We start from the raw sequence: 26,492 nt of genomic DNA on the forward strand, positions 1-26,492 counted from the left end.
AGCCGCGCCTGGTGCTCTGCTGTTACAGCTCGATTTTTTTGCCCAGATTATAAAGGGTAAAGGTTCCTGTCCCAATCAGGATATCCTCCTGGTTGGTGATGCGCACGTCAAAAACCGCCAGCGTGCGTCCGGGCTTGACCTCCCGGGCCTCGGCGGTAAGAAGATCACCGGTTTTGGCGCTGCGGAGAAAATTATAGCTGCAATTGACCGTCACGGCATAGTAGCCGTGCGAGGCCATGGCAGAACCAGCAGCCGTATCCGCCACGGAGAAGTACACGCCGCCGTGGGGGACTCCCACCGGATTGAGATCCTCCGGCCCAAGTGCCTTTGTGACGCGCGCATATCCGGGACGGATTTCCTCTACCTGAATTCCAAGCCGCTTGCCGAAGGGGTTTTGAGAATTGCGGGTATGGGTAAGTTCTTTGTATTCCATCAAAAAAGACTCCTTTTGTTGCGTTTCCAAGCCATGGTAGCACAGAAATAAGAAGGCGTCAATTTTTTCGGAGAATAGAAGCGGACTTTCTAAAAGAAGCGGAGTGGATCCATTATGATATGTGCTCTGCCGCAGGCAAGGGGAGCGGTCCTTAGGCAGGACCGCTCCCTCAAATGTTTTTCTTGATGGTGTTGATTGCGCCTTTTTCCAGCCGGGATACCTGGGCCTGGGAGATTCCAACCTCTGCAGAAACCTCCATCTGCGTTTTGCCCTCGTAAAACCGCAGAGATAAAATCTTCCGCTCCCTTGGATCCAAGCGCTTCAGCGCCTCCTTCAGCGCAATTCTGTCCGTCCAGTCCTCATCCGTATTCTTGGTGTCCCGGACCTGATCCATGACACAGATGGCATCGCCGCCGTCAGAGTATACCGGCTCGTACAAAGACACCGGATCCACAATGGCGTCCATGGCGAACACAACCTCCTCCCGGGGGATGTCCAATTCCTTAGCGATCTGCTCCACAGTTGGTTCCCGCTGGTTTTCTGCAATCAGACGGTCCCGGACCTGCAGAACCCGGTAGGCTGTATCCCGCATGCTGCGTGATACTCGAATAGCGCTGTTGTCACGGAGGTAGCGCCGGATCTCTCCGATGATCATCGGAACTCCGTAGGTTGAAAAACGGACCGGCTGGTTGATATCAAAATTGTCAATGGCCTTGATAAGACCAACACAGCCCACCTGAAACAAATCGTCTACATTTTCGCCGCGACTGGCGAACCGCTGAATGACAGACAGTACTAACCGCAAATTTCCCTCAATCAGTTGGCGGCGTGCCTCTTGATCGCCTTCTTTTGTGCGGCGCAGCAAAGCCATGGTCTCGTCATTTTTCAGCACCTTGAGCTTTGCGGTATTGACTCCTGCGATCTCGACTTTCCCCTGCATAAAAGCCGCCCCCTCAACCACTTGTAGCTTCTGGAATCAGTATTGCCTGAGGGGATTTTTCCTATACTGGAAGCTTTTGTCGCTTTGTGGACAGTGATGTAACCTTTTGCGGCCAGCCCATCAAATCCAAAGCTGGCATATTGGAAAAACGATGAAAAGTCTGGGGCATTCTGTCCATCTTGCTCAAAGCACCATACCAAGATGCTCTCCGGCATGCTGACGCTGCTTTTCTGGTGGACGGAGTATAGGACAGCCCTCTTTTTGCATAGCCTGCTGATAAGGGGTGAGTGCTATGCAGTGCAGGATAAAGGATTTGCGGTGCAAAGAGGTTATCAATATTTGTGACGGCTGCCGTTTGGGCTATGTGGGAGATGTGGATGTCCGGGTGCCGGAAGGGCAGGTGATTGCCATTGTGGTGTTTGGCCCCTGTCGCTTTTTTGGACTGTTTGGCAGGGGAGAGGAGTTTTATATCCCCTGGGACTGTATTCAGCGAATCGGGGATGACATCATCCTCATCGACAAACCATTCCAGCACCGGGATCCAAACCTGGAGAGAAAGCGTCGGCGCAAGTACTAAAAAAACAGGCTCACAGCAAAGCTGTGAGCCTGTTTCATGAAAAAAATCAGAACCCGAGATCCTCGTCGATGAAAAGAATTTCCGTTTCCATATGGTTCATCTTCCGCAGCTGAATCAAGAGCCCGTTGCAGATCCGGTCCGGGCTGGAGCAATCGTAGCACCGGTCCCCCTTCATGGCACAAGGGGTTTTCAGCTTCAAACGGTTGGCGTTTTGGGGAGCGGCGACATTTCTAACGCGCCAGACGGCCTGCTCCAGAGTCGGAGCCAGTTTGTTCCGGCCAATCAGATAAAAGACCTTTTGATGCCCAAAAAGAGATCCTGCCACACGGTTTCCGGTTCCGTCCAGGTTGACCAAAATGCCATCCGCCGTCAAAGCGTTGACAGAGGTAAAAAAGTACTCGGCCGTCAGCGCATCCCTGGCGGTTTCCCAAAATGTTTTTCCAACGCATAAATGCTTGGGATCGATGACGGTGTTCTTTACGGAGAGAATTTCATAGAGCCGCATTTGAGAAATGGTTTCAGAATCACCGAATCCGATGCAAGCGCCGCAGAAAAGCCCCTCCACATAGCGGGCAGCATCTTCCTTGCAGGCAAAGCAAGAGACGGTATATCCCTTTTTTTCCATGGCTGCGGCCGTGCGGGAAAAATCCAAAAAAATCACTTCTTTTCAAATGTGCAGAAAGAATATATCGCTTTCCAGTATCCAGTATAAGGAAAGTCTGCGGTGTTGTAAATATGAAAATAAAAAGGGGAAATATTCGGATATTTCGGAAAAAATACTTGCATCAAAGCGATTACTATGATATTATATTTCAGCATTCCGCATAGCTGCGGACTTTCCTGTCTGTGCCCAAACCGGGTTGGCAGGAGGGGATGAACCAGCTAGAGGCAGAAACTAAATTTGATTTGGAGGAACTCAAACAATGGCAAATTCTAACGTCGTATCTATGAAAGCTCTGCTGGAGGCAGGCGTCCACTTCGGTCACCAGACCCGCCGCTGGAACCCTAAGATGGCTCCTTATATTTACACCGAGCGCAACGGCATTTATATTGTGGATCTGCAGAAGACCGTCCGCAAGCTGGAAGAGGCGTATAATTTTGTCCGTCAGCTCAGCGAGAGCGGCCAATCCCTGCTGTTCGTGGGAACCAAGAAGCAGGCGCAGGAGGCCATCCGCGAGGAGGCAACCCGCTGCGGCCAGTACTTTGTCAACGCCCGGTGGCTGGGCGGCATGATGACCAATTTCAAGACCATGCGCACCCGTGTGGATCGTTTGAACCAGCTGAAAACCATGCAGGCCGACGGCACGTTTGACATGCTGCCCAAGAAGGAAGTCATGAAGCATCTGGGCGAGATTGAGAAGCTGGAGAAGTACTTGGGCGGCGTGAAGGACATGAAGAAGCTGCCCGGCGCCCTGTTCATTGTGGATACCCGCAAGGAGCGCAACGCCATCGCTGAGGCCCATAAGCTGGGTATTCCCGTGGTGGCCATTGCTGATACCAACTGCGATCCCGATGAGATCGATTATGTGATTCCTGGCAACGACGACGCCATCCGCGCCATCAAGCTGATCTCTTCCATCATGGCCAACGCCGTGCTGGAGGGCAAGCAGGGTGAGCAGACGGAGGACGTTGCTGCTGAAAAGGCTGAGAATGCAGAGTAATCGTTAGAGATCCGATGGGGAGCGCTCAGGCGCTCTGATACAACTGATATTGGAGGATACAAAAATGGCTTTTACAGCTGCTGATGTAAAGAATCTGCGCGAAATGACCGGCGTTGGCATGATGGACTGCAAGAAGGCACTGACCGCTTCTGACGGCGATATGGACAAGGCTGTCGAATGGCTGCGCGAGAAGGGCATGGCCGCTTCTGCCAAGAAGGCTGGCCGTATTGCTGCCGAGGGCATGGCCCTTGCAACTGTCGTGAACGGCGTGGGCGTTGTGGTCGAGGTGAATGCCGAGACCGACTTCGTCGGCAAGAATGAGAAGTTTGTGAACTTTGTCAAAGGTGTGGCCGCTACTGTGGCCAAGGAAAACCCTGCGGACATGGATGCGCTGATGGAGTGCAAGTACGATGGGACGGATCTGACCGTCACCCAGCAGCAGCAGGAGATGGTTCTGGTGATCGGCGAAAACATCAAGGTTCGCCGCTTTGCCCGTTTTGAGGGCGGTGTGTCTGTACCCTATGTCCATGCCGGCGGCAAGATTGGCGTTCTGGTAAATCTGAATACGGATCTGCCTGCTGAGAAGGTTGAGGAGATTGGCAAGGACGTGGCCATGCAGATTGCCGCTCTGAATCCCCGTTTCTGGGACAAGAGCCAGGTTACCCAGGACGTTCTGGATGAAGAGAAGAAGATCATGATGGTCCAGATGGCCAACGATCCCAAGATGGCATCCAAGCCCGAGGCTGTGCGCGAGAAAATTGTCATGGGTAAGCTGAACAAGTTCTATGTGGAAAACTGCCTGCTGCAGCAGGAGTTTGTGAAGGACAACACAATGTCCATTGAGAAGTATATCGCTTCTGCTGCCAAGGCACTGGGCGGTACGGTTACCTTCAAGGATGCCGTCCGCTTTGAAAAGGGCGAGGGCATTGAAAAGAAGCAGGAAAACTTTGCTGCGGAGATTGCCTCCATGGTGAAGGGCTGATTTCACTACTGCTGTGAAAGGGCAGGCGCGAAAGCGCCTGCCTTTTTTGGCCCCTTCATGAGAAGACGCCGCATTTCTTTGGCAGAACGGCCTGTTGAGATTTACAGATATTTTGGTTGTCGGGTGGCGCAGAATGCGTTATGATAGAGAACAGAAGTCGCTGCCTGTTATGATGGACATTCATTTTTTGAGGAGGACAAATATGTATCAGATTTCCAATTTTACCGATAATGATGATGTCAAGACACTGTCTCAGATGGGACCCTTTTCTGTCATTGAATATCAGCGTGATTTAAGCGTTACGCCTGGCTCTGCTGTGACAGCCTATTACTGCTCCCAGATGAACGTGAAAAAGCGGCAGCTGGTATGCGACCTGAGCCATGCACAGGTTACCATCCAGGCTGGCGCGATGCAGTGGATGCTGGGCAATGTCAATGCCACCACCGGTATTAAGGGCGTGGGAGATTTGTTTGGAAAGGCGGTCCGGGGAAAGGCCACGGGGGAGTCTGCTATCAAGCCGGAGTATACCGGCGACGGCATTCTGGTCCTGGAGCCGACATACCGTCACCTCATTTTGATGGATGCTGCTGACTGGGGCGGTAGCGTTGTGTTGGACGACGGCCTGTTTTTGGCCTGTGATTCCAGGCTGAAGCACAAGGCAGTGATGCGGGAAAACTTTTCGTCCGCGGTGGCCGGTAGGGAGGGCTTATTTAATCTCAGCCTCAATGGCAGCGGTATTTTCTGCATTGAGTCCGAGTGCCCAAAGGAGGAATTGGTGGAGATTACTCTGCAAAACGATGTGCTGAAGATTGATGGCAATTATGCAATTGCCTGGAGCGGCACACTGGACTTTACTGTAGAGAGATCCGGCAAGAGCCTGATTGGATCCGCCGCCTCCGGTGAGGGATTGGTGAATGTCTATCGCGGCACAGGCAAAGTGCTGATGATGCCGACTGCCAAGATGCCAAATATCTGACAGCTATCGATCTGACAACATTCGTTGGCCCGCTTTCCAATCCGCCCCCGATCCGCGGGGCGGATTTTCCTTGTATTTAGTAGCGTGGAATGGTATAATACTTCTATATTTTGGGGTATTTTGACTGGAGAGTGCCATGCTGCATTATCTGCAAGAATTGGTTCATGCGTTGGATTTTGGTTCGATTGGAGACGCGGCGCTGCGGATGGCCGCCATCTTTTTATGCTTGACAATTCATGAAACCTGTCATGGTTTGGCGGCGCTGGCCTTGGGCGATCCAACGGCAAAGTCCATGCACCGCCTTTCCATGAATCCACTGCGCCACATCGATTGGTTTGGCCTTTTCATGATGTTTGCGGCTGGCTTCGGCTGGGCAAAGCCGGTTCCTGTGGATCCCCGCTATTTCAAAAAGCCCAAGCAGGGAATGGCACTGACCGCTCTGGCTGGACCCATGTCCAATCTGCTGCTGGCAGTGCTGGCGCTGATGGCTGCCCGGCTTGTCTACTATTATATGCCATACGGCGCCTGGACTTCTCCCGCAATCAATTTTTGCATGGAGACATCGGTTTTGTCAGTGGGATTGGGCTTGTTTAACCTGCTGCCGGTTCCGCCGCTGGATGGAAGCAAGGTGCTGGCGGTGCTGCTGCCGGACCGGGCGTATATGACGCTGATGCGCTATGAGCGGTACGGCATTTTTCTGCTGTTGCTGCTGTCTTTTTGGAACGTGGGCGGAAATTTGATTGGACATGCTGTTTTTACTGTGTGGTCGGGATTTTACAGCTTGGTTTTCATTTGAGGTGATTGGATTGGAAAACCCCGTATTTAAGCTGGAAAAAGTGCTCCGTTCCAAGTCTGTGGAAGAGATGCAGGATTTTGAGGGGCCGTTGGATTTGATTCTGTTTCTTTTGGGCAAAAATAAGATGGAGATCCAGGATATCTCCATCTCTTTGATCTGCGACCAGTATATGATCTGGCTGGAACAGCGGCAGAAAATGGATTTGGATGTCGCCAGCGAGTTTGTGACAATGGCATCCCATCTGGTTTATATCAAAACCCGCATGCTGCTTTCCATTGAGGACGCGGAGGCCCAAAGCGAAATGGACGCCTTAATTCAATCGTTGGAGGAGCGACGGCGGAATGAGAGCTATGCCCGGATGAAGTCCCTGGCGGAGAAGCTGAGTCCGATGGGGGAATTTGGCCGGAATATCCTGACGCGAAATCCGGAACCTGTGGAGCGGGGAAAAATTTATGAGTATTCTCAGGACCCAGGTGATTTGATTTTGGCCATGGCGGAAATTCAAAACCGGGCGGAACGGACGCTTCCGCCGCCGAAAACGGCGTTTCAAGACATTGTGCAGCATGAGCCGTACCCGGTAGAAAACAAAGCGCGGGAGATTATCCAGCGTCTGAAGCAGCATGGCATTACCAGCTTCCGGCTGCTGTTCCGGGGCAATCGCAGCCGCAGCGAGGTTGTGGCAACCTTCCTGGCGGTGCTGGAGCTGTGCCGGGCCCGTATTCTGCATTTGGCGGGCTCAGAAACGGACTGCACGGTTCGCCAGGAGCGGGAACTGCCAGAGAATCTGACCTTGTAAGGAGAGGCTGTCCATGGAGATGAAAGAGATTGAATCCGCCGTTGAGGGCATTTTGTTTGCCTCCGGCGAGCCGGTACAGGAGGATCGCATCTGCATGGCCCTGGAGATCGACCGTCCGGCGGCGGAACAAGTGCTGCAGAAGCTGATGGACTATTATGCCTATGAGCGCAGGGGGATTCGGCTGCTGCACATGGAGGACAGCTGGCAGCTCTGCTCGGCTCCCGATTATGCGGATGTGATCCGAAAGGCCTTTGAAATCCGTAAGCCCGCCAAGCTGAGCCAGCCGGCTATGGAAGTTTTAACAATCATTGCCTACTACCAGCCCACTACCCGGGCCTATGTGGATCAAATCCGCGGCGTGGACAGCGCCTATACCGTGGGACTGCTTCTGGAGCGGAAGCTGATTGAGGAGTGCGGGCGTTTGCAGGTGCCTGGACGCCCGCATCTGTACCGCACCACAAAGCAGTTCCTTCGGGCTTTCCATTTGTCCAGTCTGGATGATTTGCCGGAGATGCCGGATCTTGGCGGTGAGGGACAGATGCGCTTAAATGAAAATGGGGAGATCGTGGATCCCATACAGATGCCGGAGCTTACCGGCAGTGACGCGCCAGAGACCGGCCCCACGTCGGAGGGGAAATCCGCGGAGCTCTGAGGAATTCTGCTGTGATGGTATACCGCCCCAGCAAAAAAGGAGATGACAGGCCTTGTTCTGGCGTTGGATATTGGGCATTCTTCTTTTTCTTGGCCTGCTCATCTGGCGGATCCGCTTGGGCCTGCGGCTTTCCTCCCATGGGGAGCGCGTCGATGCGGAATTGATGGTTGGACCCTTCCGCATTCCACTGACCGCAAAAGAAAAGCAGCCTGCCCCTGTGAAAAAGGCAAAGCCGAAGAGGTCGGAAAAAACGGGAGTTCCAGCGGTGAAAAAGATTCCAAAGCCCACGCTGGAGGATATCAAGGACGCATGGCGCACCTTGGCGCCAAAGTGCAAACGGGCACTTTGGCGCACACGGCGGAGTATCCGGCTGCATCCTCTCCAGGTGGATGTGTGCCTTGCCGGCGGGAGGGATCCCGCCGCTGCGGCTGAACTGTACGGATATGCCCATGCGGCAGTCTGGACGGTGATGCCGGCTTTGGAGCAGCTGCTGGCGGTGCCGGATCCGCACATTCATATTGGAATTGATTTTGACGCAGAAGAGACGAGGGTAACCGGAGAACTCGGCATTTCCATTCGCCTCGGAACCCTGATTGCCGTGGGGGTTGGAATCGGCCTCCCGGCACTGCGATGGTTCCTCCGCTTTTACAGGCGGCGGAAACGGGATCCGGATCCAAAGCGGGAAACGATACAATCCGCAGATACGGCTGCATAAGAAAGGACGATTTTTATGGACAACTCGATGGACAAAAAACATCCCTTAAATGACCTGATGCGCTCCACAATGGAGAAGATCCACGAGATGGTGGACACCAATACCATCGTAGGAGAGCCAATTACCACGCCGGATGGTGTGACGCTAATTCCGATCTCCAAGATCAGCTTTGGATTTGGCAGCGGCGGCGGAGACTATGGCAAGACCACGCCAAAGGAAAACTTCGGCGGCGGCAGCGCGGCGGGCGTCAAAATTGATCCCGTGGCGTTTTTGATTATCAAGGATGGGTCAACCCGGGTTCTTCCGGTGGCGGTTCCGCCGGTGTCCACAGTAGACCGCGTTGTGGAAATGGTTCCCGATATCATGGATAAAGTGGAAAAATATTTCGACAAGAAAGAAGAAAAAGAATCCATCTGAAAGGGGTATACTACCATCACCATATTTGCGAGGTGATGGTAGTTGCCAAAGTATGCACAAAAGCTTATCAGCGGCTTCTTAACGGTTGTTTTTCTGTTTGGTGTATTTCCTTGTCAGGCCTTTGCCATCAGCACTTCTGCTGCTGCGGCCATTTTGATGGACGTGGACAGCGGCCGGGTGCTGTATGCCCAAAATGCCGACGCCAAAATGTTGATTGCCAGTACCACAAAGATTATGACGGCCTTGGTAGCCATTGAGCAAGGGGATCTGGACGCCGCTGTGAAGGTCAGCCGGGAGGCGGCCTATACCGAGGGATCCTCCATGTATTTGAAAGAAGGAGAGACCCTGACACTGGAGACGCTGCTGTATGGCCTTTTGCTGTGCTCCGGAAACGACGCGGCTGTGGCCATTGCGGACGCAGTGGGCGGCAGTCAGGAGGGCTTTGTGGAGCTGATGAACGCCAAAGCCCGGGAGCTGGAAATGACTGGCTCCTCTTTTGCCAACCCAAATGGGCTGGACGATGAACAGCACTACTCCACTGCCCGGGATATGGCAAAACTCGCCTGCGCCGCGGTGGAGAATGAGACACTGGTACGAATTGCTTCCACCCGGCAGGTAACCATCGGCGGGCGTACCATGAGCAACCATAATAAGCTGCTGCATTATATGGATGGGTGCATTGGATTAAAGACCGGTTATACCAAGGCGGCGGGCCGCACGCTTGTCAGCTGTGCAGAGCAGGATGGACAGCGTCTGGTAGCTGTGACGCTGCAGGACGGCAATGACTGGGCGGATCATCAAAGCCTGTATGAGTACGGCTTTTCTGCCTATCCCGCACAACGGGGCGCAACCATCGGACAGATGGTCGAACGCGCTGATGTTCTGGACGGAGTTAAGAGCACGGTGCCACTGGTGGCGGCAGATAGTTTTTCATGGCCTCTGGCAGAGGGAGAGAAGCTGACCTGTGTGGTAGAGCGCTCCGGCCCTTTGACAGCCCCCGTGTCCGCCGGGACGCCGGCGGGAGAGGCGGTCTTTTCCGTGAACGGAAAGGAAGTAGGGCGGATTGCCCTGCTGTGCGGCGCCGATGTGATGCCGCGGGTAGAGCCTGCCATTCACCTCCTGAAGCTTGGGCTTCCGGGGTAAAAGCAGCGGAGAGAATGAGGAAAGTGATGGAAGAAAGATTACAAAAACTGCTGTCGGCAGCGGGAATTTGCTCCCGCCGGGCGGCGGAAGACTATATTATGGCAGGCCGGGTGATCGTCAATGGGGAGAAAGCGGAGCTTGGCCGGCGAGCGGATCCAGAACGGGATGACATCCGGGTAGACGGCATGCCGCTGCCAGGGAGGGAGGAGAAGGTCTACATTCTTTTAAATAAGCCACGTGGATACGTAACCACGCTGTCTGACGAGAAGGGACGGAAGACGGTTGCTCAACTGGTGGCGGACTGTGGCGCGAGAGTCTATCCGGTGGGACGGCTGGATCTGAACTCGGAGGGACTGCTTCTGATGACCAACGACGGGGGGCTCATGCAGCACCTTCTGCACCCGAGTCATCAGATTTCCAAAACCTATCACGTCTTTGTGTACGGAGACATTGACGGGGCTGCGGAACGGCTGTCCGCCGTGACCGATTTGGATGGGGAGGCTATCCGCCCGGCCCGGGTGGAAATGCTGCGCCAAACATGCGAGACTGCGGAACTGGCTGTCACCATCCACGAAGGGAAAAACCGCCAAATCCGCCGGATGTGTGCCCAGTGCGGACTGACGGTGAAGCGGCTGCGGCGGGTGCGGGAGCACACGCTGGAGCTGGGAGATCTGCCTGCAGGCAAATGGAGGCAATTGACAGGCCGGGAGATTGCAGATTTGAAAAATGCATGATATTCCTGCAGCGCAGGGAGAATGGCCGCCGCAGGCGGCTGTTTTTTTGAAAAAGCCTGAAATTTTGCGGAATTTTTTGCAAGTTTGCATAAAATTCCTGCAAAATATGTTTGAATGGCATCTGATTTGTGGTACAATACCGCAGGAAACAAGTTCAGAATCTACAAACCATGTGCTGAAAGGCGGAGGAATCAACCGTGGCCAAGAGCATTTTACATATGATTGAGAGCAGTATGAGCGGCTTTTCAAAAGGGCAGAAGCTGATTGGAAATTATATTCTGCAAAACTATGACAAGGCTGCCTTTATGACAGCCAGCAAGCTTGGAAAAAAGGTAGGCGTCAGCGAATCCACGGTGGTGCGCTTTGCCTCGGAGTTGGGGTACGACGGCTACCCAAGTATGCAGCGTGCCCTGCAGGAGATGATCCGCAGCCGCCTGACTTCCACCCAGCGGATTCAGCAGGCAGGGGATTTGCTCTCCGGACAGGATGTGCTGGCCACAGTCATGCAGTCGGATATTGACAAGCTGCGGATGGTGGTGGACGAGGGAGACCGTCTGGAATTTGACAAGGTGGTCAATCAGATTATGAGCGCCCGGCACCTCTATATTCTGGGTGTGCGCTCTTCTTCCTTTGTGGCGGGATATCTGAATTTTTACATGCATTTGCTGTTTGAAAAGGTTACCTTGGTTCAGTCCAACGCCGCCGGGGAGATTTTTGAGCAGCTGTTCCGCATCGGCCCAGGGGATGTGATGATTGCTGTCAGCTTTCCGCGCTATTCCCGGGTGACGGTGAATACGGTGAAATTCGCCCGGGATCGGGGGGCCACCATCGTTGCCATTACGGACAACGAGCTTTCACCGGTCTACCAGATGGCGGACTCTGCACTGCTGGCCCCCAGCGAGATGTTCTCTTTTGTGGACTCCATGGTGGCTCCGCTGTCTTTGATCAATGCCCTGTTGGTGGCTGTCGGATACCGGATGGGTACAGACGTTTCCAAAACTTTTGGGGAGCTGGAGGATATTTGGAACGAATACGGTGTTTTTGGAAAGATGGATGATGAGTAAGAAAATTGTAATAGTGGGCGGCGGGGCCGCAGGCATGATGGCTGCCATCTCTGCTGCGGAAAAGAGTGCTGCAGTGACATTGCTGGAGCCAAATGAACGGCTTGGAAAAAAGCTGAATATTACCGGCAAGGGCCGGTGCAATGTCACCAACAACGCAGATTTGCAGACGCTCCTGGCCAACGTGCCAAAGAATGGAAAGTTTTTGTACAGTGCGTTTTCCCGGTTTGACGGCAGGGACGCCATGGCTTTTTTTGAGCGGCTGGGCGTTCCGCTGAAAACAGAACGGGGAAATCGGGTGTTTCCGGTCAGCGACCGCTCGTTTGATGTCAGCGCCGCACTGGAGCGGCGGCTGAAAACTCTCAAAGTCCGCTTGCTGCGGGACCGGGCCCTCTCGCTGGACATAGCGGATGGAATGGTGACCGGGGTAAGGGGAGAGCAGGGAAGCTACCCCGCCGGAGCGGTTGTTCTGGCCACCGGCGGCGTCTCCTATCCAGCCACCGGATCCACAGGCGAGGGGCACCGTTTGGCCCGGGAGGCCGGGCACACGGTGACACCGCTGCAAGGATCTTTGGTGCCGCTGCGGGACTTCGGCGTAGGCCGGGATTTGCAGGGACTGAGCCTGCGCAACGTGGCGCTCACCGTTTTTGAAAACGATAAAAAAATCTATATGGATTTTGGAGAGCTGCTGTTTACGCACTTTGGCGTCAGCGGGCCGCTGGTGTTGTCGGCCTCTGCCCATATGCGCCACTTCGACAAAAAGGCGTACCGCCTGGAGATTGACCTGAAGCCGGCACTGGACGAAGGACAGCTGGACAAGCGGCTGCTGTCGGACTTTGCCAAGTACGCCAACCACGACTTCGCCAACGCGCTGAACGATTTGCTGCCACAGAAGCTGATTCCAACGGTGGTGGCCTGGTCTGAAATTCCGCCACATCAGAAGGTCCATGACCTCACCCGGGAGCAGCGGCAGGGTCTGATACGGATTCTCAAGCATTTTCCTGTTGTCATCGCCGGTCCCTGCCCTGTCACAGATGCCATTGTGACCTCTGGGGGCGTAAAGGTGTCTGAAATTAACCCAACAACAATGGAATCAAAGATTGTAAAGGGATTGTACTTTGCGGGTGAACTGATTGATGTGGATGCCTACACCGGCGGATTCAACCTGCAGATCGCCTGGGCTACCGGCCATGCTGCCGGCCAGGCCGCGGCAGAATGTAACCAAGGAGACGAGAACTGATTTGAACTGTTTCAGTATTGCAATCGACGGCCCCTCCGGCGCAGGAAAGAGCACCTTGGCCCGGAGCCTGGCCAAAAAGCTTGGATATTTATATGTGGATACCGGCGCCATCTATCGCACCATCGGCTATTACGCCTGGAAGCAGGGGGTGGACCCAAAGGAGGAGGCTGCGGTTCTGGCGCTGCTGCCGAAGGTGCAGGTCGAGCTGACCTATGGAGAGGACGGGCTGCAGCATATGCTGCTGAACGGGGAGGATGTGACGCGGGAGATCCGCCTGCCTGAGATCTCACTGTACGCCTCCGCAGTTTCCGCCCACCCCGGCGTGCGGTCCTTTCTGCTGGACATGCAGCGCCAGCTGGCCCGGAGCCATCACGTCATTATGGATGGCCGGGACATCGGAACCGTGGTGCTGCCGGACGCGGATGTGAAGATTTTTCTGACGGCCTCGGCAGAGGCGCGGACAAAGCGGCGGATGCTGGAGCTGGAACAGCGGGGGACGCCGGAGCCGTATGAAAAGATTTTAAAGGAAATCCAGGAGCGGGACTGGAACGACTCCCACCGGACAGCCGCTCCGCTCCGCCAGGCAGAGGACGCCGTCCTGGTGGATACCACGGATTTGAACTTCCAGCAAAGCGAAGAGGCGCTGCTGACCATTATCAAGGAGAAGACTGGAGCATGAAGCCAATCACTCGTTTCTTTACAATTGTTTACTACATTGGACGCATTTTGACGGCCATCTTGTACCCCACAACTGTGGAGGGAATGGAGAAGCTGCCCAAAAGCGGCGTACTGTTGTGCCCCAACCATGCCAGCAACTGGGATCCGATTCTGGTGGCGCTGCGGCTGCCCGTCAATTACCGTCTGCATATTATGGCAAAGGCGGATCTCTTTAAAAATCCAATTTTGGCATGGATTTTGCAGCACTTGGGGGCGTTTCCTGTCAGCAGGGGAAATTCGGACATTCAGTCCGTCAAAACCGCGATGCAGGCCATTAAATCCGGTGACAACCTGCTGATTTTTCCAGAGGGAACTGTGATCCGGAACGGAATTGGATATCACGACGGCCTGCCCGCCCACGCCAAAGGCGGCGTGGCAGTTATTGGTGTGCGGACCGGCGCCGTGATGGTACCGGTGTTTGTGGACGGTCCCAAAAAGCCTTTCCGCCGCAGCCGTATCGTCTTTGGAGATCCATACGAACCAGTATACAGCGGCCGTCATGGAACCTCGGAGGAGATGCAGAAAATCGCCGACGATATTCTGACCGCCGCCTATGCGCTGGGCGGGCAGGCAGTAGGAGGGAAGCCGCTGTGCGAAACGTGATTCTGGCAGAGAGCGCCGGCTTTTGCTATGGTGTGGAGCGCGCCGTGGAGTTGGCCGGGAAAACCGCGGACGAGACAGGCGGCTGCTGGATGCTGGGGGATTTGATCCATAATGCCCATGTGGTAGAGGAACTGGCGCACCGGGGCATCCGGAAGGCGGAGAAAATCGATGGCCTAACGAAAGAGGACACCGTGGTGATTCGCTCCCACGGGGAGCTGAGGAGCGTTCTGGATGAGCTGGAAGCAAAGGGCGTCCGATGTGTCAACGCCACCTGTCCCAATGTTGTGCGGATTCAAAAGCTGGTTGCCCAGGCCGAGCAGGAGGGGCGCCGTCCAGTGATTATCGGCGAAGCCCACCACCCAGAGGTGGCCGGTATCGCCAGTTGGTGCCGCCATCCTTTGGTCTTCGAGGGACCGGACGAAGTGCAGAAGTGGCTGGACGCGGATCCCCAAAATCGTGAAACACCCGTCACAGTGGTAGCGCAGACCACCTGTATTCGAAGTCTTTTTGAAAGTTCTTGGAAAATCCTAAAAAAAGAGTGTACAAACGCAAAAATATTTGATACAATATGCAATGCTACGCATAAGCGTCAAACAGAGGCGGAGGAAATTGCCGCCAAGGTAGACGTGATGGTGGTGGTTGGAGACCGTAAAAGCGCAAACACCAAACATCTGACAGAAATTTGTAAGAAGAGATGTCCCCGCGTTTTCCAGATCGAGAATGCGGACGAGCTCTCGCCGGATTCTTTCAATGGTTGCTCTGTTGCGGGTCTTACGGCCGGTGCTTCCACGCCTGCGGGCATCATTAAGGAGGTATATGCAACGATGAGCGAAGAAATCAAAGCGGCCGGGGGCAAGGAAGAGTCCTTCGAGGAATTACTGAATCAGTCTTTTAAAACTTTAAATACCGGCGAGAAGGTCACCGGAATTGTCACGGCCATTACACCCACCGAGATTCAGGTTGACGTGGGCGCAAAGCAGGCTGCCTATATCAAACTGAGCGAGTTGACCGATGATCCCTCTGCCAAGCCTGAGGATATCGTCAAGGTTGGCGATGAGATCGAGACTTATATTGTCCGTGTTAATGACATCGAAGGATATGCAGAGCTGTCCAAGAAGCGCCTGGACGCCGTCAAGGTCTGGGAGAATATTGAACAGGCCGTAGAGGACAAGACAGTTCTGGAGGGCACCGTCACTGAGGAGAACAAGGGCGGCATTGTTGTGTCTGTCAAGGGTGTGCGCGTGTTTGTGCCCGCATCCCAGAGCGGCCAGCCCCGCGGCGCTGATCTCTCCGCCATGATTAAGCAAAAGGTACAGCTGCGTATCACTGAGGTGAACCGCGCCCGCCGCCGTGTCGTGGGCTCCATCCGTTCTGTCAGCGATGAAGCGCGCAAGGCTGCACAGGAACAGGTCTGGGCCAATATTGAGGTTGGTAAGCACTACACCGGCACCGTGAAGTCTATGACTTCCTACGGTGTGTTTGTGGATATTGGCGGCGTGGATGGTATGGTACATATCTCCGAGCTGAGCTGGAGCCGTATTAAGACCCCCTCCGAGGTCTGCAAGGTTGGCGACACCATGGATGTGTATGTCATCTCCTTTGATCCTGAAAAGCACAAGATCTCCTTGGGCGTTAAGGACCGCAGCGTTGATCCCTGGGAAGTGTTCATGGATAAGTACAGCGTGGGCGATGTGGCCTCTGTCCGCATTGTGAAGCTGATGACTTTTGGTGCCTTTGCTGAGGTTGTTCCCGGTGTGGACGGCCTGATCCACATTTCCCAGATTGCGGATCACCGCATTGAAAAGCCGGAGGACGTGTTGTCCGAAGGCCAGGTTGTGGACGCCAAAATCACCGCTGTTGACGAAGAGAAGAAGAAGATCTCCCTGTCTATCCGCGCTCTGCTGGCCCCTTCCGATGAGGAAGACACTGCAGACGAGGCTCCTGTGGAGGAGTAATTTCCAACTGCAAAGAAGCAGGCCCCCGCAGGTCTGCTTCTTTTTGACAGAATGTTGTTATTTTTTTAACAAAAAAGGCTTTTTGTTGCAATGATACCTGAAATATGGTATAATTTTAGCAATTTGGGTTTTACTGGCTGCAAAACAGGAAGATGATCATAGGAGGAATCAATATGAGTTTTCAGGAAGAATACAAGCAGAAATTGACCACTGCCGACGAGGCAGTGAAATGCGTGCAGTCTGGCATGTGGGTGGACTATGGTTTTTGTACCGGTACTCCTGTCGCGCTGGATGAGGCGCTGGCCCGGCGGGCAGAGGAGCTGACGGACGTAAATGTCTACGGTGGTATTTTGGTTCGCCGACCGGCCATTGCGGACGTACCGGACGCTGCTAAGCATTTCAGCTGGAACTCTGTCCATATGAGCGGAATTGAGCGGAAGATGATTAAGGAGGGCTTAGCCTTCTATCTGCCCATCCGCTATTCCGAGCTGCCCAGCTATTACCGCTGCGGAAATATAGCGCCGGACGTCGCCATGATCCAGGTTGCCCCCATGGATGAGCATGGCTGGTTTAACTTTGGCCCCAACGGTTCCCACATCAAGATGATTTGTGAGCATACCAAGAAGCTGATTGTGGAAGTGAACCGGAACATGCCCATTTGCTGGGGCGGTTATGATAACTGCGTCCATATTGACGATGTGGATATGGTGGTCGAGGGTGAAAATCCTCCCATGGGCCTGATGGGCGGGGCAGGAGAGCCTTCCGAAGTCGATCTGGCTGTTGCAAACCTGGTGGTTCCGGAGATTCCCAATGGGGCCTGCCTGCAGTTGGGTATCGGCTCTATGCCCGGTGCCATCGGCAAGATGATCGCAGAGTCCGACCTGAAGGATCTGGGTGTCCATACAGAGATGTATGTAGATGCCTTTGTGGAGATGTCCGAGGCTGGCCGCATCACTGGCGCCCGCAAGCCCTTTGACCGTGGCCGCCAGGTCTATGCTTTTGCAGCCGGAAGCCAGAAGCTGTATGACTTCCTGAACAACAACCCCGAGTGTGCATGCGTGCCGGTTGATTATGCCAACGATGTGGCCCGCATTTCCCAGATTGACAACTTTGTTTCCATCAACGGAGCGGTGGACATCGATTTGTATGGCCAGGTGTCCTCCGAGTCCTCCGGCATCAACCATATCTCCGGCGCCGGCGGACAGCAGGATTTCGTTTTGGGTGCATACCTCTCCAAGGGCGGCAAGAGCTTTATCTGTGTCTCCTCCACTGTAAAGGACAAGAAGACCGGTGAGCTGAAGTCCCGGATTCGTCCAACACTGGTGGAGGGATCTGTGGTGACAGCCACCCGCACGAACCTGCACTGGCTGGTAACGGAGTACGGCAAGCTGAACGTGAAGGGTCTGACCACTTGGGAACGGGCCGAGGGACTGATCAATATTGCCCATCCCCAGTTCCGGGAGCAGTTGATTGCAGAGGCTGAAAAGATGCATATTTGGCGCCGTTCCAACAAGAAATAAGGATTTGAAATCAGGACAGGCGGGCAGCGATTGCTGCCCGCTTATTTACGTAAATTGCAAAATTTTGGTAAATTACTTGTATTTCACTGGAAAACAGCGTATAATAAAATTTATATTGATATAGATGGAGGAAAACGGGACAAAAGAAGCGGAATCCCGCGGGATGAGGAAAGGGAAAGGACTTGTTATGTTCAGTGTTGGGGATCTGGTCGTTCATCCTATGCACGGTGCCGGCATAATCAACGCTATTGTAGAGGAAAAAGTGGCTGGCAGTACCCAGGACTACTATGTTTTCAAGATGCCGGTAGGAGGGCTGCTGCTGAAGATACCCACTGCAAACAGTCACTCGATCGGTCTGCGGACTATCATTGCACCCGCGGAGGCAGAACGGCTGCTGAACGCCATTCCCTCTTTGGAATTGGAACAGACATCCAACTGGAATAAGCGGTACCGTGAAAATATGGATCGGCTGAAAAGCGGGAACCTGTACGAAGTGGCCAGGGTAATCAAGGCGCTGATGCTTCGGGAGCAGGTTCGTGGACTTTCCACGGGGGAACGGAAGATGCTCCACAGCGCCAAGCAGATTTTGCTCTCTGAATTGGTGTTGTCCCAAAAAACATCCTACCAGGATATGGAGGACCGGGTGGATGCAGCGATGCTGTGCTCGCCCGCCGTCTGAAATCAGCGAGAGGATTTTGCAGAATATGATTCCTTTTTTAAAAAGGTTCCGGGAGGCTCAGCGCCCCCGGTGCACAGCCCTTGTGGCAGCTGCAGGAAGCTCCTCCCGAATGGGGGGCGTGAATAAGCTGCTGGAGCCGCTGGACGGCATTCCGGTACTGGTGCGGACGCTGGATGCTCTCCAGCGGGCACAGCGGGTGGATGCGATTATTATTGCCACCCGGGAGGAGGATTTAATTCCCATTTCACAGCTGTGCCATACATATGGTATCACAAAGTGCGCCAAAGTGGTCCGGGGCGGCGAGAGCCGCACCCATTCCGTGTTGCTGGCAGCGTTGGAGTCGGATGCGGGAACAGAGCTGCTGGCGGTGCAGGACGGCGCCAGGCCCTTGGTAACACCGGAACTGATTGACGATGTGATTGCGGCGGCGGCCCGCTGTGGTGCGGCGGCTCCAGCTGTACCGGTGAAGGATACGGTGAAAGTGGTTCGGCCAGATGGCACCGTGGATCGGACTCTGGACCGCAGCACCCTGATGGCTGTCCAGACACCCCAGGTGTTTACGGCAGATCTGCTGAAGGCGGCGCTGCAGGCGGTGCTGGAGGAACGGATTGAGGTGACGGATGACTGCGCCGCAGTGGAACGGCTTGGAAAGGAAGTCTATTTGACGGAGGGTGCGGAATCCAACCTGAAAATTACCACGCCGGGTGATTTGATTCTGGCAGAGGCGCTGCTCCATGCGGAGGAGATCGAAGGATGACAAGCTTGCGGATTGGACACGGATACGATGTGCACCGGTTGACGGTGGGACGGAAATTGGTTTTGGGCGGAGTGGAGATTCCGTACCGCCTGGGACTGCTGGGACACTCCGACGCCGATGTGCTGACCCACGCCGTGATGGACGCGCTGGCAGGCGCGGCGAAGCTGGGAGATATCGGAAAGCTTTTTCCGGACACGGATCCGGCCTACGCCGGTATTTCCAGTCTGAAGCTTCTGCGGAAAGTGGCGGATCTTCTGGAGGCACACGGTTATTTCCTGGTGAATCTGGACGCAACAATCATCGTGCAGGATCCAAAGGTGGCACCCTATCGGCAGCAGATGACGGAAAATCTTGCCGCCGCCCTGTCCGCCGATACAGATCGGGTAAATATAAAGGCCACCACGGAGGAGCATCTGGGCTTTACAGGAGATGGATCCGGTATGGCTGCCCACGCAGTGGTACTGCTGGAAAAGAAAACAAGCTGAAAAAGACGTGCTGCAGGCACGTCTTTTTTGCACGTTTTTCCGCAATGCCCATAGGATGTGTAGAGAGGAGGAATGTCTGTGGAGCATTATTTAATCATTGCCCGTTCGGTGACCTATGCCCAGCGCATGCAAAGGGCCCTGGACCGGGCGGGCATCCGCTGTCAGATCTTCCGCGCACCCAGGGAATTGACCGAAACGGGATGCGCCTACGCCGTGCGGATCCAGTCTATGGACCTGACAGCGGCATTGCAGTCACTTTACAGGGAATCTTTAAACCCTGTTCAGATATTTGTTTCCCAGAGAGGGTTTTACCGGGAGGTGGATCTGTGATTTACTTCGACAGCGCGGCAACCACGTTTCAAAAGCCGCGATCCGTTGCCGCTGCAATGCAGGATGCCATGGCCACCATGAGCTCGCCTGGACGGGGAGGATACCCGGCCGCCATGCATGCTGCAGACACGGCCTTTGACTGCCGCAGCGAGCTGGCGGATTTATACCATGCGCAAAGCCCGGAACAAGTGGTTTTCACCAGCAGCGCCACACACGGACTGAACATCGCTGTGAAAAGTCTGGTTCCGCCCGGCGGCAAGGCGGTGATCTCCGGATACGAGCACAATGCTGTGACCCGGCCCCTGGCCGCACTGGGAGCGAAAACTGCCATAGCATCCGCTCCGCTTTTTGAAAGCGCCGCTGTCACAGAGGCATTTGATCATCTGGTTACGCCAGACACGGATGCAGTAATTTGCTGCCATGTTTCCAATGTTTTTGGCTTTGTCCAGCCGGTGGAGGAGATTGCACAGATTTGTCAGACCAGGAATGTCCCCTTGATTATTGACGCATCGCAATCAGCCGGACTGCTGAATTTGGATTTGACGCGGCTGGGTGCTGCATTCATTGCCATGCCGGGCCATAAGGGTCTCTATGGCCCTCAGGGAACCGGTGTTTTGCTATGCGGCCAGGATACGCCGGTGAGAACGCTGCTGGAGGGCGGAACCGGCAGCCTTTCCATTCAGCAGGAGATGCCGGACTTTTTGCCGGACCGGTTAGAGGCCGGCACCCACAATATGCCTGGAATTGCCGGTTTGCTGGCAGGCATTCGGTACGTGCGCCAGCATGATCCGGCAGCCATCTGCGGGCGGGAGCGGCGCCTGGCACAATTTGCAGCGGAAAGTCTGCGGACCATGCCGGGGATCCAAGTCTATGCCAGGCCGGATCTGACAGCCCAGGCAGGCGTGGTTTCTTTTACGGCGGCGGGGCACGACGTGGAGGCGCTGGCCGCTGCGCTCGGAGAGCGGGGAGTGGCCATCCGGGCAGGACTTCACTGCGCGCCTTTAGCCCACCGCACTGCCGGTACCCTGGAAAGCGGAACGGTACGTCTGAGCTTTTCTGATTTCAACACCAGGGAGGAGGTCTATCAGTTCCTGACCATTCTGCGAGAGCTTTTACGCTGATTTTCTGAACAGACCGTGAATTTTCACCCCGTTCACCTTGCATTCTACAGGTATATTTAATATAATAAAACTATTCATGGCCTGAAGGGGATGATGGGGGCAATATGGGTGCAACATTCGCATTCACGGATCTGCCGGCGGTTGTCATGCGGTATGTGCTGACAGTCCAGCTGACGGACGTTCTGGATATCGCGATCATGGCCTTTGTCCTGTACAAGGTTCTGACTTTGGTGCAGAGTACAAAGGCGGCAAGCCTGCTGAAGGGACTTTTTGTGTTCCTGGCGGCGCTGATGCTGTCTTACTTGTTCCATCTTAACGGCATCTATTATCTTCTGAGCAAAATGGTGGAATGGGGCGTTCTGGCGCTCATCATTCTGTTTCAGCCAGAGATCCGCCGCATTCTGGAGCAGATGGGCTCCAGGCGGTTTATTGCCTTCTTCACCCACAGTGAGGCTGGCAACACCATGGAGCAGACCATCGGGCAGACCGTTTTGGCCTGCACAGAGATGTCCCAGAGCCGTACCGGCGCGCTGATTGTATTTGAGAGGGAAATTCTGCTGGATGACATGGTGCGTAGCGGTACCGTGCTGGATGCGGCTGTTTCCAGTGAGCTTTTGAAGAACATCTTTTTTGTAAAGGCACCCATGCACGACGGCGCCGTCATCGTCCGTCACGGCCGAATTCTTGGGGCGGGCTGTATGCTGCCACTGAGCAAAAACGTGAATCTCTCCCGGGATTTGGGTATGCGCCACCGGGCCGGTATTGGAATGAGCGAAAACTCTGATGCCGTGGTGGTCATCGTGTCGGAGGAAACCGGATCGATTTCCGTGGCCATCGGTGGGATGCTGAAGCGCCATTTGAAACCGGAGACCTTGGAGAATCTCCTGCGGAACGAGCTGATTCCGCAGGAGGACTCTGAATCGGACAAGCAGAAATTCTCCCTGGCGGGTTTTCTGCAGCCTAAGAAGAACGGAGGCGGGGACGATGCAGAGTAAAATCAGCAAGCGGAAGGCATTTTTTATCGCCCTGTCCATTTTAGTGTCGGTTTCCATCTGGATTTTTGTGGATGTCAGCAACGGCCGCACGACGTCAGTCACTGTCCGGGACATTCCCATTGAGTATATCGGTGAGGATGGCGTTCTGGCGGATCGCGGGCTGATGCTTCTGGAAGAAGGAACAGACACCACTGTGGATTTGGAGTTGACTGGCACCCGTTGGAATATTGCGCTGCTGGACAAGTCCACCATCCGCATCCAAGCAGATCTTGCCAATGTGACGTCTGTGGGAAAGCAGTATGTCACCTATAGAATTATCTATCCGGATCGGAATTTCAACAACATGTATACGATTACGGATCAGGATCCAATTACGGCCACTATCAATGTCGGAGAGCTGTACAACCGGACCGTTGATGTCCGCTGTGAGATCCAAGGAAAGGTCGCCGATGGCTACACCGCAGGTGAGCTGAAGATGTCACCGACTACGCTGGAAATCCGCGGACAGCAAGAGACGATTGATCCGGTCAGTTATGCGAAGGTGGTTTTGAATCTGGACAATGCTGAGGCAACGGTTTCGGAACTGCTGGAGTATGAGTTCTACGATGAAAATGACCAGTTGCTGGGGAAAACAGGCATTCATGCCACAGCGGATCAAATTCAGGTGACGTTGCCGGTCAACGTCACGAAAGAGGTACAGCTGACAATGAACTTCATTGAGTCAGCCGGCGCCCGCCTGCAGAATGTGGATTATGAGATTGTTCCGTCCACGATCACAGTCTCCGGTGACGCGGCACTTTTGAAGGACATCGATACGATTGTACTGGATGACTTCAATCTGCTGTCCATGGGAACCTCTACCACCCAATATCACCACACGTATGCCATCACCGTACCGGAGGGCTGTGAAAACCTGAGCGGTGTTACCCGGGCCACGTTGAATATCGCCTTCCGGGACATGGCCGCTTCCACCGTGACAGCCACCAATTTCCAGCTTGAAAATATTCCGGCAGGGAAGAACATTGATATCCTGACCCAAGAGCTGGCTGTGACTGTTTTCGGCCCGGAGGCAGCGATCAACGCCGTCACAGCGGACAATGTTGTTATCCGGGTGGACTTGGCGGATCTCAGCGCGGCAGCCGGCAGCTATACCGTTCCTGCCAAAATTGAGATTCCCGGAAGCAGTGTTGGAATTTCCGGAAGCTATCAGGTGCGGCTTACCATCCGAGAAAACCAGGAGGAGCCAGAGACACCGGATCCTGCGCCGGAGACAGATCCTGCGCCGGAGGAATCACCACAATAGGAGAGGCATTATGACACAAATTGCAACAGTAGAACGAATCATTGACAACAGCCATGTGGAGATCTCCGTACCGCGGAAATCCGCCTGCGGCCACGACTGCGAGGAATGTGCCGGATGCGGCGTCTCCGGCGCATCCGTCCACGCAAGGGCCAGCAACCCCATCGGGGCCATACCCGGACAGAAGGTTGTGGTGGAGAGCAGCACCAGAAAGATGCTGCGCATTGTGGTACTGGTGTATTTAATACCCGTCGTGTTGTTCCTGGCGGGTTATCTGATTCCGGCACTGCTGGGAACCAGTGTTGGCGTGCAGTATACCCTGGCGGGCCTGGGCTTTGTTGTTGGTATTCTCTTTGCCATCTTTTATGATCGCCGCCTGCGGGAGCGGGGCGGGCTGTCATTTACCATCGTCAAGCTGTTTTAAACGCGTATGTTTGGATATGTCAGGCCTTCTCTGGAGGGGCTGCCTCCGGAGGAAACCGAGCGATTCCGCCAAGCTTACTGCGGCCTGTGCCATACCTTGGGCCGGAGGTACGGAGCGGCGGCCCGATTTATTCTGAACTATGATTTTACCTTTCTGGCCATTCTGCTCTCAGAGCCGGACCAGTTTTCCGTCGGAGAGGCACGCTGTCTGGTCAGCCCGCTGAAAAAGCGTCCTTTTCAGAATACAACGGCAGCAATGGAGCTGGCGGCGGATGAGAGCGTGATTCTGGCTTACTGGCAGTTACGGGACGGCGTGGCGGATCACGATTGGCTTCACGGATTAAAATACCGGGGTCTCTCCCGTGTTTTGGAACCCGCCTACAGAAAAGCGGCTGCAAGCCGGCCGGCATTTGATCAAAACACGCAGATCCAGCTGCAGGCACTTGCTGCCCTGGAGGCGGAGAACAGCCCCTCCATGGATTTGGCGGCGGATGCCTTTGCGATACTTCTGCGCAGTGCGGCGGACGAAATGACGGATCCGATCCGCCGGAGGGTATTGTCCCAGATGCTTTATCACCTCGGACGGTGGGTATATTTGGTGGATGCAGCAGATGATTTGATGAAAGACGCCGCATCCGGAAACTATAACCCCGTGGCACTGCGCTACGGGCTGGACGGAGGCGAATGGACGCTCCCCGCCCGGCACGAATTTGCTCAGACACTGGATGCCTCGGTTCATATGATTGCCACGGCCTTTGAACTGTGGGATTTCGGATGCTGGCAGCCTTTGCTGGAGCGCACGATTTATACAGGACTTTTTCAGGTTGGAAAAGCAGTCCTGGATGGGACTTTTCACTCCCGGACGTCCGGGAAAGACAGAAAGAAAAGCAAGGATGTTGAGGAAGTTACATGAATGATCCCTATGAGATCCTGGGCGTGCCGGAGACCGCCACAGATGAAGAAGTGAAAAAGGCTTATCGGGAGCTGGCCCGGAAGTACCATCCGGACAACTACCATGACAACCCCTTGGCGGATTTGGCGCAGGAGAAGATGAAGGAGATCAACGCCGCCTATGAGCAGGTCACCAAGGAGCGCAGCGGAGGCGGACGTCCTGGCGGAAGCGCCGGCAGTTCGTATGGTTATGGAGGCTACGGCAGCTATGGCGGCTACGGTGGAGGGAGCTATCAGAGTTACAGCAGCAGTTCTTCCAGCAGCGTCCTGCAGCAGGTCCGCTTGGCCATCAACCTGGGAGATCTCGCCCGGGCGGACGCGCTTTTAAACAATTACAGCGATCACAATGCCGAGTGGAACTTTCTGAAGGGAGCGGTTGCTTACCGCCAGGGCCGAATGGATGAAGCCGGGCGGTACTATCGGACTGCCTGTCAGATGGAGCCGGGCAATGCGGAATACCGCCGGGCACTGGATTATATGGAAAACCGGGGCCAGACCGCTTATCGTCCCGGCGACGGAAGTTTTGGGACGGAGGTCTGCAGCGGCAACAGCCTTTGCTCGCGGATGTGCTGCGCGTATCTTCTTTGCAACAGCTGCGGATACGGTGGAATCCGGTTTTGTTTTATTTAAGAGGGAAGAGGGAACAGACAATGATTAAGAGCATGACCGGCTATGGCCGGGCGCGGCAGATTCTCCATAACCGCGACATTACGGTGGAGGTTCGCTCTGTCAATAACCGGTATCTGGACTGTACCGTAAAGATGCCGCGTATGTATGTATTTGCTGAGGACGCAGTGAAGCAGCATGTCCAGCAGTCGATCTCCCGCGGCAAGGTAGATGTCTTTGTCACCGTGGATGCCTCCGCCGCCGATGTGGCACGGGTCACGGTGAACCGGGAGCTGGCGGCCCAGTACGCCGCCGCCATGGATGAACTGGCGGAGGTCTGCGCCCCCACGGCCTACCATGTCACGCCGGAGGTGCTGGCGCGCTTTCCGGATGTTTTGACCGTCACCAAGGCGGACGAGGATTTGGAAACCGTCAGCGCAGATTTGTGCACGGTTCTGGATGAAGCGCTGGCCACTTACCATACCATGCGGGCAGTGGAAGGGAAAAGGCTTGCGGAGGACATTGAAAACCGCTTGGCAGCCATTGAGCGCTATACCGCCCAGGTGGAGGCGCGTTCTCCGGAGACGGTGGCGGAGTATCGCCAAAAGCTGACGGCCCGGATGCAGGAAGTCCTGCAGAGCACCACCATCGACCCACAGAGAATTCTGATGGAGGCTGCTATCTATGCAGATAAGGTGGCCGTGGATGAGGAGACCGTCCGCCTGCGGAGCCATGTGGCACAGCTGCGGACGATGCTGGAATCCGATGAGCCCATGGGCCGGAAAATGGACTTTTTGATCCAGGAGGTCAACCGGGAATCCAACACCATCGGATCCAAGTGCAACGATGTGGCCATTGCTCAGGTGGTGGTTGGATTGAAGGCCGAAGTGGAGAAGATGCGGGAGCAGGTCCAGAACGTGGAATGAG

At 54.8% G+C, this 26,492-nt stretch carries 32 protein-coding genes; 29 read left to right on the forward strand and 3 right to left on the reverse strand.

Annotated features, from left to right (window positions below):
- Positions 1 to 22 precede the first annotated feature (22 nt).
- Together BMZ81_RS02330 and sigG are read right to left on the reverse strand one after the other, a co-directional pair.
- A complete protein-coding gene (locus BMZ81_RS02330) occupies positions 23 to 433 on the reverse strand; it encodes a PaaI family thioesterase (RefSeq protein ID WP_091128180.1) in 411 nt (136 codons plus the stop codon).
- Between the two features lie 169 nt (positions 434 to 602).
- Positions 603 to 1,373, reverse strand: coding sequence for an RNA polymerase sporulation sigma factor SigG (gene sigG / locus BMZ81_RS02335; RefSeq protein WP_091128182.1), 771 nt, complete (start codon positions 1,371 to 1,373; stop codon positions 603 to 605).
- A 292-nt stretch (positions 1,374 to 1,665) separates the two neighbouring features.
- Here sigG and BMZ81_RS02340 point away from each other — a divergent pair, with 292 nt between their 5' ends.
- Positions 1,666 to 1,950 (forward strand): YlmC/YmxH family sporulation protein, encoded by a 285-nt coding sequence (locus BMZ81_RS02340; protein ID WP_091128184.1) that lies wholly within the window; start codon positions 1,666 to 1,668, stop codon positions 1,948 to 1,950.
- Positions 1,951 to 1,996: 46 nt separating this feature from the next.
- Here the strand turns inward: BMZ81_RS02340 and BMZ81_RS02345 are convergent, their stop codons facing one another.
- On the reverse strand, positions 1,997 to 2,602 hold the full coding sequence (locus BMZ81_RS02345; protein WP_242942538.1) for a lactate utilization protein: 606 nt from the start codon (positions 2,600 to 2,602) through the stop codon (positions 1,997 to 1,999).
- 271 nt (positions 2,603 to 2,873) lie between these two features.
- Between BMZ81_RS02345 and rpsB the strand changes: the two genes are divergently transcribed.
- The 28 genes from rpsB (at position 2,874) to BMZ81_RS02480 (ending at position 26,491) form a co-directional block, all read left to right on the forward strand.
- On the forward strand, positions 2,874 to 3,611 hold the full coding sequence (gene rpsB / locus BMZ81_RS02350; protein WP_091128187.1) for a 30S ribosomal protein S2: 738 nt from the start codon (positions 2,874 to 2,876) through the stop codon (positions 3,609 to 3,611).
- A gap of 64 nt (positions 3,612 to 3,675) precedes the next feature.
- Positions 3,676 to 4,593 carry a translation elongation factor Ts gene (tsf, locus tag BMZ81_RS02355; RefSeq protein WP_091128190.1) on the forward strand — a complete coding sequence of 306 codons (918 nt, stop codon included), beginning with the start codon at positions 3,676 to 3,678 and terminating at the stop codon, positions 4,591 to 4,593.
- Positions 4,594 to 4,795: 202 nt separating this feature from the next.
- On the forward strand, positions 4,796 to 5,569 hold the full coding sequence (locus BMZ81_RS02360; RefSeq protein ID WP_091128192.1) for an AIM24 family protein: 774 nt from the start codon (positions 4,796 to 4,798) through the stop codon (positions 5,567 to 5,569).
- A 136-nt stretch (positions 5,570 to 5,705) separates the two neighbouring features.
- The gene (locus BMZ81_RS02365) at positions 5,706 to 6,365 is read left to right on the forward strand and encodes a site-2 protease family protein (protein WP_091128195.1); all 660 of its coding nucleotides are present in this window, start codon (positions 5,706 to 5,708) and stop codon (positions 6,363 to 6,365) included.
- Entirely contained in the window at positions 6,316 to 7,161 is an 846-nt protein-coding gene (locus BMZ81_RS02370) for a segregation and condensation protein A (RefSeq protein ID WP_242942539.1), read from the forward strand. Before BMZ81_RS02365 ends, BMZ81_RS02370 begins: the two co-directional genes overlap by 50 nt.
- Positions 7,162 to 7,174: 13 nt before the next feature.
- Positions 7,175 to 7,813 carry an SMC-Scp complex subunit ScpB gene (gene scpB / locus BMZ81_RS02375; protein ID WP_091128199.1) on the forward strand — a complete coding sequence of 213 codons (639 nt, stop codon included), beginning with the start codon at positions 7,175 to 7,177 and terminating at the stop codon, positions 7,811 to 7,813.
- A 52-nt stretch (positions 7,814 to 7,865) separates the two neighbouring features.
- A complete protein-coding gene (locus tag BMZ81_RS02380; RefSeq protein WP_091128200.1) occupies positions 7,866 to 8,528 on the forward strand; it encodes a DUF2953 domain-containing protein in 663 nt (220 codons plus the stop codon).
- Between the two features lie 15 nt (positions 8,529 to 8,543).
- Positions 8,544 to 8,945, forward strand: a complete 402-nt coding sequence (gene ytfJ, locus BMZ81_RS02385) for a GerW family sporulation protein (RefSeq protein ID WP_091128203.1) — start codon at positions 8,544 to 8,546, stop codon at positions 8,943 to 8,945.
- Positions 8,946 to 8,987: 42 nt separating this feature from the next.
- Positions 8,988 to 10,088, forward strand: coding sequence for a D-alanyl-D-alanine carboxypeptidase family protein (locus tag BMZ81_RS02390; protein ID WP_242942540.1), 1,101 nt, complete (start codon positions 8,988 to 8,990; stop codon positions 10,086 to 10,088).
- Positions 10,089 to 10,114: 26 nt separating this feature from the next.
- The gene (locus tag BMZ81_RS02395; RefSeq protein WP_091128205.1) at positions 10,115 to 10,822 is read left to right on the forward strand and encodes a pseudouridine synthase; all 708 of its coding nucleotides are present in this window, start codon (positions 10,115 to 10,117) and stop codon (positions 10,820 to 10,822) included.
- The gene (locus BMZ81_RS13855) at positions 10,815 to 11,048 is read left to right on the forward strand and encodes a hypothetical protein (RefSeq protein WP_143072723.1); all 234 of its coding nucleotides are present in this window, start codon (positions 10,815 to 10,817) and stop codon (positions 11,046 to 11,048) included. Before BMZ81_RS02395 ends, BMZ81_RS13855 begins: the two co-directional genes overlap by 8 nt.
- Entirely contained in the window at positions 11,020 to 11,886 is an 867-nt protein-coding gene (locus BMZ81_RS02400; protein WP_091128207.1) for a MurR/RpiR family transcriptional regulator, read from the forward strand. Before BMZ81_RS13855 ends, BMZ81_RS02400 begins: the two co-directional genes overlap by 29 nt.
- Positions 11,879 to 13,123, forward strand: coding sequence for a BaiN/RdsA family NAD(P)/FAD-dependent oxidoreductase (locus BMZ81_RS02405; protein WP_091128210.1), 1,245 nt, complete (start codon positions 11,879 to 11,881; stop codon positions 13,121 to 13,123). The genes BMZ81_RS02400 and BMZ81_RS02405 overlap by 8 nt, the downstream gene beginning before the upstream one ends.
- A gap of 1 nt (position 13,124) precedes the next feature.
- Positions 13,125 to 13,802: a (d)CMP kinase gene (gene cmk / locus BMZ81_RS02410; protein WP_242942541.1), complete on the forward strand. Its 678-nt coding sequence runs from the start codon at positions 13,125 to 13,127 to the stop codon at positions 13,800 to 13,802.
- Positions 13,799 to 14,443, forward strand: a complete 645-nt coding sequence (locus BMZ81_RS02415) for a lysophospholipid acyltransferase family protein (RefSeq protein WP_091128214.1) — start codon at positions 13,799 to 13,801, stop codon at positions 14,441 to 14,443. Before cmk ends, BMZ81_RS02415 begins: the two co-directional genes overlap by 4 nt.
- The gene (locus tag BMZ81_RS02420) at positions 14,431 to 16,398 is read left to right on the forward strand and encodes a bifunctional 4-hydroxy-3-methylbut-2-enyl diphosphate reductase/30S ribosomal protein S1 (protein WP_091128215.1); all 1,968 of its coding nucleotides are present in this window, start codon (positions 14,431 to 14,433) and stop codon (positions 16,396 to 16,398) included. Before BMZ81_RS02415 ends, BMZ81_RS02420 begins: the two co-directional genes overlap by 13 nt.
- A gap of 173 nt (positions 16,399 to 16,571) precedes the next feature.
- Entirely contained in the window at positions 16,572 to 17,918 is a 1,347-nt protein-coding gene (locus BMZ81_RS02425; RefSeq protein WP_091128217.1) for a butyryl-CoA:acetate CoA-transferase, read from the forward strand.
- 187 nt (positions 17,919 to 18,105) lie between these two features.
- A complete protein-coding gene (locus tag BMZ81_RS02430) occupies positions 18,106 to 18,597 on the forward strand; it encodes a CarD family transcriptional regulator (RefSeq protein ID WP_091128395.1) in 492 nt (163 codons plus the stop codon).
- A 109-nt stretch (positions 18,598 to 18,706) separates the two neighbouring features.
- Positions 18,707 to 19,354 (forward strand): 2-C-methyl-D-erythritol 4-phosphate cytidylyltransferase, encoded by a 648-nt coding sequence (gene ispD, locus BMZ81_RS02435; RefSeq protein ID WP_242942542.1) that lies wholly within the window; start codon positions 18,707 to 18,709, stop codon positions 19,352 to 19,354.
- A gap of 5 nt (positions 19,355 to 19,359) precedes the next feature.
- A complete protein-coding gene (ispF, locus tag BMZ81_RS02440; protein ID WP_091128398.1) occupies positions 19,360 to 19,839 on the forward strand; it encodes a 2-C-methyl-D-erythritol 2,4-cyclodiphosphate synthase in 480 nt (159 codons plus the stop codon).
- Between the two features lie 78 nt (positions 19,840 to 19,917).
- On the forward strand, positions 19,918 to 20,169 hold the full coding sequence (locus tag BMZ81_RS02445; RefSeq protein ID WP_177187166.1) for a putative Se/S carrier protein: 252 nt from the start codon (positions 19,918 to 19,920) through the stop codon (positions 20,167 to 20,169).
- On the forward strand, positions 20,166 to 21,290 hold the full coding sequence (locus tag BMZ81_RS02450; RefSeq protein ID WP_091128222.1) for an aminotransferase class V-fold PLP-dependent enzyme: 1,125 nt from the start codon (positions 20,166 to 20,168) through the stop codon (positions 21,288 to 21,290). The genes BMZ81_RS02445 and BMZ81_RS02450 overlap by 4 nt, the downstream gene beginning before the upstream one ends.
- A gap of 104 nt (positions 21,291 to 21,394) precedes the next feature.
- Positions 21,395 to 22,285, forward strand: a complete 891-nt coding sequence (gene cdaA, locus BMZ81_RS02455) for a diadenylate cyclase CdaA (protein ID WP_091128223.1) — start codon at positions 21,395 to 21,397, stop codon at positions 22,283 to 22,285.
- A complete protein-coding gene (locus tag BMZ81_RS02460; protein WP_091128226.1) occupies positions 22,275 to 23,588 on the forward strand; it encodes a CdaR family protein in 1,314 nt (437 codons plus the stop codon). Before cdaA ends, BMZ81_RS02460 begins: the two co-directional genes overlap by 11 nt.
- 10 nt (positions 23,589 to 23,598) lie before the next feature.
- Positions 23,599 to 24,009: a SoxR reducing system RseC family protein gene (locus BMZ81_RS02465; RefSeq protein WP_091128228.1), complete on the forward strand. Its 411-nt coding sequence runs from the start codon at positions 23,599 to 23,601 to the stop codon at positions 24,007 to 24,009.
- 6 nt (positions 24,010 to 24,015) lie between these two features.
- Positions 24,016 to 24,921 carry a DUF5685 family protein gene (locus tag BMZ81_RS02470; RefSeq protein WP_091128231.1) on the forward strand — a complete coding sequence of 302 codons (906 nt, stop codon included), beginning with the start codon at positions 24,016 to 24,018 and terminating at the stop codon, positions 24,919 to 24,921.
- Complete coding sequence (locus BMZ81_RS14350) at positions 24,918 to 25,589, forward strand: J domain-containing protein (RefSeq protein WP_091128233.1); 672 nt, start codon at positions 24,918 to 24,920, stop codon at positions 25,587 to 25,589. The genes BMZ81_RS02470 and BMZ81_RS14350 overlap by 4 nt, the downstream gene beginning before the upstream one ends.
- Positions 25,590 to 25,609: 20 nt before the next feature.
- Entirely contained in the window at positions 25,610 to 26,491 is an 882-nt protein-coding gene (locus BMZ81_RS02480) for a YicC/YloC family endoribonuclease (RefSeq protein ID WP_091128234.1), read from the forward strand.
- The last annotated feature ends 1 nt before the right edge of the window (position 26,492 follow it).

Source organism: Oscillibacter sp. PC13, assembly GCF_900115635.1.
Lineage (GTDB): Bacteria > Bacillota > Clostridia > Oscillospirales > Oscillospiraceae > Oscillibacter.

Coding starts and splice junctions, on each gene's coding strand:
- BMZ81_RS02480 (WP_091128234.1), top strand. CDS start 25,610: ATGATTAAGAGCATGACCGGCTATGGCCGGGCGCGGCAGATTCTCCAT.
- BMZ81_RS02415 (WP_091128214.1), top strand. CDS start 13,799: ATGAAGCCAATCACTCGTTTCTTTACAATTGTTTACTACATTGGACGC.
- ispD (WP_242942542.1), top strand. CDS start 18,707: ATGGGGGGCGTGAATAAGCTGCTGGAGCCGCTGGACGGCATTCCGGTA.
- BMZ81_RS02425 (WP_091128217.1), top strand. CDS start 16,572: ATGAGTTTTCAGGAAGAATACAAGCAGAAATTGACCACTGCCGACGAG.
- ytfJ (WP_091128203.1), top strand. CDS start 8,544: ATGGACAACTCGATGGACAAAAAACATCCCTTAAATGACCTGATGCGC.
- BMZ81_RS02460 (WP_091128226.1), top strand. CDS start 22,275: ATGCAGAGTAAAATCAGCAAGCGGAAGGCATTTTTTATCGCCCTGTCC.
- BMZ81_RS02395 (WP_091128205.1), top strand. CDS start 10,115: ATGGAAGAAAGATTACAAAAACTGCTGTCGGCAGCGGGAATTTGCTCC.
- BMZ81_RS13855 (WP_143072723.1), top strand. CDS start 10,815: ATGCATGATATTCCTGCAGCGCAGGGAGAATGGCCGCCGCAGGCGGCT.
- sigG (WP_091128182.1), bottom strand. CDS start 1,373: ATGCAGGGGAAAGTCGAGATCGCAGGAGTCAATACCGCAAAGCTCAAG.
- BMZ81_RS02370 (WP_242942539.1), top strand. CDS start 6,316: ATGCTGTTTTTACTGTGTGGTCGGGATTTTACAGCTTGGTTTTCATTT.
- rpsB (WP_091128187.1), top strand. CDS start 2,874: ATGGCAAATTCTAACGTCGTATCTATGAAAGCTCTGCTGGAGGCAGGC.
- BMZ81_RS02430 (WP_091128395.1), top strand. CDS start 18,106: ATGTTCAGTGTTGGGGATCTGGTCGTTCATCCTATGCACGGTGCCGGC.
- BMZ81_RS02340 (WP_091128184.1), top strand. CDS start 1,666: ATGCAGTGCAGGATAAAGGATTTGCGGTGCAAAGAGGTTATCAATATT.
- BMZ81_RS02365 (WP_091128195.1), top strand. CDS start 5,706: ATGCTGCATTATCTGCAAGAATTGGTTCATGCGTTGGATTTTGGTTCG.
- BMZ81_RS02470 (WP_091128231.1), top strand. CDS start 24,016: ATGTTTGGATATGTCAGGCCTTCTCTGGAGGGGCTGCCTCCGGAGGAA.
- BMZ81_RS02465 (WP_091128228.1), top strand. CDS start 23,599: ATGACACAAATTGCAACAGTAGAACGAATCATTGACAACAGCCATGTG.
- cdaA (WP_091128223.1), top strand. CDS start 21,395: ATGGGTGCAACATTCGCATTCACGGATCTGCCGGCGGTTGTCATGCGG.
- BMZ81_RS02330 (WP_091128180.1), bottom strand. CDS start 433: ATGGAATACAAAGAACTTACCCATACCCGCAATTCTCAAAACCCCTTC.
- BMZ81_RS14350 (WP_091128233.1), top strand. CDS start 24,918: ATGAATGATCCCTATGAGATCCTGGGCGTGCCGGAGACCGCCACAGAT.
- BMZ81_RS02405 (WP_091128210.1), top strand. CDS start 11,879: ATGAGTAAGAAAATTGTAATAGTGGGCGGCGGGGCCGCAGGCATGATG.
- scpB (WP_091128199.1), top strand. CDS start 7,175: ATGGAGATGAAAGAGATTGAATCCGCCGTTGAGGGCATTTTGTTTGCC.
- BMZ81_RS02360 (WP_091128192.1), top strand. CDS start 4,796: ATGTATCAGATTTCCAATTTTACCGATAATGATGATGTCAAGACACTG.
- tsf (WP_091128190.1), top strand. CDS start 3,676: ATGGCTTTTACAGCTGCTGATGTAAAGAATCTGCGCGAAATGACCGGC.